Origin of the sequence: Nocardioides sp. SYSU D00038 (genome assembly GCF_016924665.1) — a bacterium.
In the GTDB taxonomy this organism is placed as follows: Bacteria; Actinomycetota; Actinomycetes; order Propionibacteriales; family Nocardioidaceae; genus Nocardioides.
In genome coordinates this window covers 1-7349 of the sequence record NZ_JAFFJT010000042.1, presented here as the reverse complement: position 1 = coordinate 7349, position 7349 = coordinate 1, and the positions used below count along the sequence as shown (strand labels likewise).

Here is a 7349-nt window from a genome sequence, read left to right as displayed (position 1 = left end):
TCCGCAAGCAGCCCCCCACCCCAGCCGCCCCCGGGGCCGCCACCCCCGGGCCTGTGGCCGACCCCGGCGCCCCGACGGCGCAGCAGCCGGTCGTCGCGCCGCCCGCCGACGCCCCGGCCAGCCCCGCCACACCGGCCGCACCGGGCGCCCCTGCAGGGCCCGACCAGGATGCGTTCGCCCGTCCCCGTCCCGCGGACGGGCTGACAGGAGGCGCCGGACCGACGCAGACTGGTGCCCCGGGGCCCGGGGAGGCCGGCCCCGCGCCGAGCGACGACGGGAAGGGGACCTGATGCGCACCAGCGGACGCGGACTGCGCCGGCTGCTCGCCGGCGGCATCCTCACCGCGCTGGCGGCGCCCTCGGTCGTGCTGCTGGCCGGCGGCCAGTCGGCGGCCGACGAATCGTCCACGTCCGCCGGCGAGACCGCCTCCGCCGAGGCGACCACCCCGCCGCCGCCCGAGCCGGGCCTGCAGGTCTCCGACGCCGAGCTGCGCTGGGGCGTCAACGACCTCGTCAACACCCCGCGCGGCGCGAGCGCCGTCAACTTCCTCTCCGCCGGCACGGTCCCCGAGCCCGGCGCCGGCGGCCCGCTGATCGTCGACGGCCTGTGGCAGAAGACCGGGCAGAAGGCGTGGTGGGCGACCTCCGGCCAGGTGCGCATCGAGAAGCGGCAGCCCGACGGCACGTTCCGCACCGCCACCTTCCGCGGCCTGCGCACCGACGCCGCCGGCCAGCCTCTCGGCACCGGCACCCCCGGACGCCACAGCGGCCACCAGGTCGTCGTCCGCGGCGGCACCGGCACCGTCGACGCGGCGGCCGGCACCGCCGACATCCGCTGGACCGGCTCCTTCACCATCGTCCGGGGCTCCGGGCAGGCGCTGCTCACCGTCACCGACCCCCGCCTGGTGATCACCCCCGGCGCCGCGGTGCTCCGCGGCACGGTGGCCGGCTTCGCCGACCCCGCCGACGCCCCGCGCACCCGGGTGCCCGCCGACGAGGTCGTGCTGGCCAACCTGCCGCGCGACCAGTTCCGGCTGCCGACCGGCGGCGGTTTCAGCACCGCCCCGCGCTACGGCCGGGTCACCTTCGCCGACCCCGCGCCGGGGGTCCGCAGGCAGGTCCGCAAGGGCCAGGGCTGGGGCGCGTTCCCGCTCTCGTTCGTCCGCCACCAAGTCCCGCTGCGCACCGCCGACGACTGGTACTCCTCCGGCGACTCCCTCGACGCCGCGAAGGTCGCCGGTCCGGTCACGATCAGCTACGACGCCGACAAGCCGGTCGACCCGCCGCCGCCCACGCCCCCGCCGACGTCGACCCCGACCTCGAGCCCGAGCAGCACCCCCACCGGCTCCCCGTCGAGCAGCCCCACCTCGAGCCCGACGACGTCCGCGCCCACCTCGACGCCGTCGGTGCCGGTCTCGACACCCAGCCTCGGTCCGATCCCGGGCGTCACCGGCGTCCCCGGTGGTGGCATCGTGCCCTCCGCGCCCGTGCCGCCCCCCGGCGGGAACCTCCCCACCTCCGAGCCGTCGGAGACCAAACCGTTCGACCCCATGCCGAGCATCCCGTCGGTCTACGCGCTGACCTCCTCGCCGGTGCGTCCCGACTCCGCGACACCCGCCGGGTGGCCGTGGGTCCTCGGCACCGGCTTCCTGCTGGGCGCCGCCGTCCTCACCGTGCTCAACGCCCGGGAGCGGGCCCGCCCCCGCCGCTGATCCGCCCCCGGCAGCGTCTGGGGAACGGGAGGGCATCCGTCTCACCGGGTCTCGAGGCTCAGGCCTAGCGGCCTTCGCACCTCGACCAGCGCCGCTGGTTGAGGTGCGAGCGAAGCGAGCCTCGAAACCCCAGACAGCCGAACGCCCTCCGGTGGGCACGGGAGGGCGTTCGTCGGACGGGGTCTCGACGACGCTCGCTGGCGCTCGCTGCTCGACCACCAGTGCCCGCACCCGAACGTCCTCCGCCGCCGGGAACGGCGGCGCTGTTAGCCACGAAGTCTCGAGACGCAGACCCCTAGGCAAGGTGACCCTAAGTTAGGTTAGGCTCACCTCTTGGCGACGACGGTCGTCGCCGTGATCCCGAGGACTCCCGACCCCATGCGTCGACCCGCCACTCCCCGCCCGACCCGCCGCACCGGCCGGGCCACCGCCGTCCTGACCGGCCTCGCGGCGCTCGCCGCGCTGACCGCCTGCGGCCCGGTGCTCTCCCAGGACGACCCCGACAGCTCCAGCGGCGCGACGACGTCGGTCCCCCGCCTCTCGGACGTCACCCCGCTCGAGGACCCGCGCTCGTGGCGGGGGGTCCTCGACATCGACCTGCCCGACCCGGTGCTCGACCCCGTGGACGACGACCCGCGACCGGCGCTGCCCGCCACGGTCACCGACGCGCAGGGCACCCGGGTGACGGTCGAGGACGCCAGCCGGATCCTGGCCCTCGACGTCTACGGCACCCTCTCCCAGACCGTCTTCGAGCTCGGGCTCGGCGACCGCGTCGTGGGTCGCGACGTCTCGTCGTCGTTCCCGGAGATCGCAGACCGCCCGCTGGTCACCCAGAACGGCCACGAGCTGAGCGCCGAGGCCATCCTCGCCCTCGACCCGACGGTCGTGCTGACCGACACCTCGCTGGGCCCGTGGGACGTCATGCTCCAGCTCCGCGACGCCGGCGTGCCCGTGGTGGTCGTCGACTCCCACCGGGGGCTCGACAACCTCTCCTCCCTCACCCAGCAGGTCGCCGACGCCCTGGGCGTGCCCGGCGCGGGCCGGGCGCTGGCGCGCCGGCTCGAGGAGCAGGCGGCCGCGGCCACCGACGACATCGCCGCCGCGGCGCCGCAGGACCTCGCCGGCAAGCTCCGCACGATCTTCCTCTACGTCCGCGGCCAGGCCGGCGTCTACTACATGTTCGGCCAGGGCTCGGGCGCCGACACCCTCATCGAGGCGGCCGGAGGCTACGACGTCAGCGGGGAGATCGGCTGGAAGGGGATGCGGCCGGTCAACGACGAGGGCCTGATCGCGGCGCAGCCGGACGTGGTCGTGATGATGCGCCACGGCCTCGAGTCGGTGGGTGGTGCCGACGGACTCCTCGAGCGGTTCCCCGCGCTCGCCCAGACACCGGCGGGCGAGAACGAGCGGATCGTGGCGGTCGACGACGACCAGGTGCTCAGCTTCGGCCCGCGCACCGCCGACGTCCTCAACGCGTTGGCGGTCGCGTTCTACGCCCCGGACGCGCTGTGACCGCCACGGCGAGCGCGCCCGACGGGCTCGGCACCCGGCCCGCCCCCGCCCCGGTCGCGGTCGGCCCGGGCCGGCGCACCCGCACCGTGACGCTGCTGGTCGCCCTCGTCGCCGGCCTGGTCGTCGCCTCGTTCGCCGCCGCGGGCTCCGGCCAGCTGCCGATCCCGTTCGACCAGGTGCTGGGCTCGTTCCTGCACGGCATCGGCATCGACCTCGGCCCTATGCCCACCCACCCGCGCGGTGACGACACCCTGTGGCAGGTCCGCTTCCCGCGCGTCGCGATGGGCATCGTCGTCGGCGGCGCGCTCGCGGTGGCCGGGGCGCTGATGCAGGGGGTCTTCGGCAACCCGCTGGCCGAGCCCAGCGTGGTAGGGGTCTCCTCCGGCGCGGCGGTCGCCGCCGCCACGGCCATCGTGTTCAGCCTGACCTTCGCGGGCGACTGGACCGTCGCGGCCTGCGCCTTCCTCGGCGGCCTGGTCACGACGCTGGTCGTCTACGCCCTGTCCCGCAGCGACGGTCGCACGGAGGTCGTGACACTGGTGCTCACCGGCATCGCGGTGAACGCCGTCGCGGCCGCCCTGCTGGCCATGCTGATGTTCCTCGGCGACACCCAGGCCCGCGAGCAGATCGTCTTCTGGCAGCTCGGCAGCCTCAACGGCAGCCGCTGGCAGTACGTCGCGGTGGTGGCCCCGCTCGCCGCCGTCGGGGTGGTCGCGGCGATGGCGTGCGCTCGCAGCCTCGACCTGCTGGCGCTCGGCGAGCGGTCGGCGCGCCACCTGGGGGTCCACGTCGAGCGGCTGCGGGTGCTCCTCATCGTGGTGGTCGCGCTGCTGACCGCCGCGGCCGTGAGCTTCTGCGGCATCGTGGCGTTCGTCGGCCTCGTGGTCCCCCACCTGGTGCGCATGGTCACCGGACCCGGCCACCGCACGCTGATCCCCGCCTCGCTGCTGGCCGGCGCCCTGGTGCTCGTGGTCGCCGACACCGGCGCCCGCACCCTGGTCGCCTACGCCGACCTGCCGCTCGGCATGCTCACCTCGCTGGTCGGCGGGCCGTTCTTCTTCTGGCTGCTGCGCCGCACCCGCCGGACGTCGGGAGGCTGGGCGTGAGCGCCGCGCTGGTCGGTCGCGGGCTGGTGGTCCGCTACGGCGGCACCACCGTGCTCGACGGCGTCGACGTCGACGTGCGGCACGGCGAGGTGCTGGCCCTGGTCGGGCCCAACGGCGCCGGCAAGTCCACCCTCCTGGCCGTGCTCGCCGGCGACCTCGAGCCGACCGACGGCAAGGTCGAGGTGCTCGGCCGTCCACTCACCGACTGGCGGCTCAAGGAGCTGGCCCGCGCCCGGGCGGTGCTGACCCAGGACAACCACGTCTCGTTCCCGTTCCCCGCCGTCGACGTCGTGAGGATGGGCCGGGCGCCGTGGCGGGGGCTCGACGAGGAGGACCTCGACGACGAGGCCGTCGCCGAGGCCATGCGCCTCACCGACACCGCGCGGCTGGCCGACCGGCCGTTCGCCCAGCTCTCCGGCGGCGAGCGGGGACGGACGTCGTTGGCCCGGGTGCTGGCCCAGCGCACCGGGATCCTGCTCCTCGACGAGCCCACCGCCGCCCTCGACCTCGGGCACCAGGAGACGGTGCTGGGCCGCGCGCGCACCGAGGCCGACGCCGGCGCGGCGGTCGTCGTGGTGCTCCACGACCTGAGCCTCGCCGCGGCCTGGTCCGACCGGGTGCTGCTCCTCGAGCGGGGCCGGGTCGCCGGCGAGGGTGCCCCGGCCGAGGTCCTTCGCGGGCCGCTGCTGAGCCGGGTCTACGACACCCCGGTCGAGGTGCTGCCCCACCCGACGACCGGTGACCTGCTCGTGCTCGCCGACCGCAGGAGCACCCGGTGAGCCGGCCGCTGCGGCTGCTGGTGGCAGGCGTCCTGGCGGCCGGCGTCCCGCTCGTCGCGCTGGCCGCCGCCGGACCGGCCGAGGCCCGCAGCCGGGTCACCGTCACCAACGACCGGGGCGGTGCCGAGGCCGACGACACCTACCAGACCCGGCTCACCATCCGCGGCACCGGCTTCCAGCCCGTGCGCGGCGGGTTCGGCGGCGTCTACGCGATGTTCGGCTGGGTCGACGACCCGCAGGGCGGCTCGTGGAAGCCCTCCCGCGGCGGCCTCACCGGCCGCGACTACCGCTACATCCCCGACGTCGAGGGCTCGGGCAACCGCGGGTACCTGCAGTTCATCGCCTTCCCGGGCGGCGCGACGGCTGGCGAGGCCCAGACGGTGATGTCCGGCTCGGGCGGGTTCACGGTGCGTCTGACCGTGCCCGGCCCCCGCTTCGACAGCGTCGACCGCACCGGCGCGACGCGCACCGTCGACTGCACCGAGGTCACCTGCGGCGTGATCACGATCGGCGCCCACGGCGTCAAGAGCCCCGCCAACGAGACCTTCACGCCGGTCCGCTTCGGCGACGTCTACGACGAGGCGCCTGCCGGCGGCGACGCCCCGACCCCGACCGGCGGCGAGACCGACCCGCCGGGATCGGCCACGACCCCGGACGGCGGCGCGGCCACCCCCGGCGGCGGCCGCCCCGCGGCCGGCACCGGGCGGCCGGTGCTGTCGACCGACCGCGCCACCGCGGTCGCCGGGCGGGCCCTGACCTTCGTCGCCCGGGGCTTCTCCCCGGGCGAGCAGGTCGTGGCGATCCTCGACGACGGGGTCGCCGTGCTGGGGCCGGTGCTCGCCGGCACCGGCGGCGAGGTCGCCGGTGTGATCCGGCTGCCCGCCGACACCTCGGCCGGCACCCACGAGCTCCGGCTCACCGGCGCGGCCTCGGGCGTCGAGGTGTCCGAGCGCTTCCCCGTGACCGTTCCCCCCACCGCCGCCGCGGCCGTCGGCGAGGACGACGACGCGGGCCTCGCGCCCCGGCGGGTGTTCCTGCTCGGGGCGGCCGCCGTCTTCCTGCTCGCCCTGGCCGCGGCCGCGCTGCGCCTGGTGCGCGCCCGGCGGGCAGCCACCCCGGGGGCACCGGACGCTCCGGGGGCGCCGGCATGAGGCGCCTGCTCCTGACCGCGGCGGTGGTGGTGCTCAGCGCCCCGACGGCGGCGCTCGCCTCGGGCGAGACCCTCCCCACCGAGACCGCCGACCCGTCGCCGACCGCGACCCCCACGGCCACCACGACCCCCTCGACCACGCCGGACCCCGCGGCGGCGTTCACCGTCGACGACGCGCAGCTGCGCTGGGGGCTCAACGACGAGAGCAACAACGCGGCGTTCGCCCCGGGCACCTACAACTTCCTCTCCGCCGGTCAGGTGCCCGACCCGGGATCCGGCGGCCGCACCATCCGCAACGGCCGCTGGAGCCACACCGACGCCGTCGCGTGGTGGGCCAGCCGGGGGAAGGTGCGGATCGAGAAGCGCACCGCTGACGGACGGTTCGTCGCGGCGACGTTCGCCGGGCTCAGCACCGACGCCTCCGGAGCGAGGATCACCAGCCCCACCAGCGGCCGCTTCTCCGGCCACCAGGTCGTGGTCGACGGCGGCCGCGGCAGCGTCGACCCCCGTGCCGGCACCGCCACGGTCAGCTGGACCGGCAGCTTCAGCGTCGTCCACTACAGCGGGATGTCCTACTTCGTCGTCTCCGACCCGCGCCTGGTGGTGACCCGGTCCGAGGCCCGGCTCACCGGCACGCTGTCGGGCTACGCCTCCGACCGCGACGACCCCACCCGCTGGACCGCAATGCCGCGCCAGACTGTCACCCTCGCCAATCTGCCGCGCAGCCAGGTCGCGCTGCCCGCCAGGGGTGGCTTCACCGCCACCCCCGCCTACGCCGGCGTCCGCTACGACGCCCCGGCTGCGGGGATCGCGCAGGTGCGCTCCGGCCCCCACTGGGGCGCGTTCCCGTCCGGCTTCCTCGGCTGGCTCGACCGGGCCGGCTCGGCGGCGTACTGGTACTCCTCCGGCGGCGCCACCGACGCCTACAAGACGGCGTCGCCCCTGGCGGTGAGCTGGTCGGCCGACGACCCGGTGGCGCCGCCGAGCGGGCCCGCCCAGCCCGGCAGCACCACCACGGTGCCGGCCTCGCCGTCCGCGCCTGCGGCACCGCTGCCCCCACCGCCCGGCGCAGGCGGCCAGCCGCCGGGCCC

The 7349-nt window shown here is 76.4% G+C and carries 6 protein-coding genes; all 6 read left to right on the top strand.

Annotated features, from left to right (window positions below; translation table 11 throughout):
- Positions 1 to 289: 289 nt before the first annotated feature.
- Positions 290 to 1711, top strand: coding sequence for a hypothetical protein (locus JT721_RS20550; RefSeq protein ID WP_205475299.1), 1422 nt, complete (start codon positions 290 to 292; stop codon positions 1709 to 1711).
- A 333-nt stretch (positions 1712 to 2044) separates the two neighbouring features.
- A complete protein-coding gene (locus JT721_RS20545) occupies positions 2045 to 3223 on the top strand; it encodes a hemin ABC transporter substrate-binding protein (protein WP_240341198.1) in 1179 nt (392 codons plus the stop codon).
- An 86-nt stretch (positions 3224 to 3309) separates the two neighbouring features.
- On the top strand, positions 3310 to 4329 hold the full coding sequence (locus JT721_RS20540; RefSeq protein WP_205475301.1) for an iron ABC transporter permease: 1020 nt from the start codon (positions 3310 to 3312) through the stop codon (positions 4327 to 4329).
- Entirely contained in the window at positions 4326 to 5108 is a 783-nt protein-coding gene (locus JT721_RS20535) for a heme ABC transporter ATP-binding protein (RefSeq protein ID WP_307828182.1), read from the top strand. Before JT721_RS20540 ends, JT721_RS20535 begins: the two co-directional genes overlap by 4 nt.
- The gene (locus JT721_RS20530) at positions 5105 to 6259 is read left to right on the top strand and encodes a hypothetical protein (protein WP_205475298.1); all 1155 of its coding nucleotides are present in this window, start codon (positions 5105 to 5107) and stop codon (positions 6257 to 6259) included. The genes JT721_RS20535 and JT721_RS20530 overlap by 4 nt, the downstream gene beginning before the upstream one ends.
- Positions 6256 to 7349, top strand: a 1094-nt coding sequence (locus JT721_RS20525) for a hypothetical protein (protein WP_205475297.1), incomplete at its 3' end; no start/stop codon positions are given. The genes JT721_RS20530 and JT721_RS20525, both read left to right, overlap by 4 nt.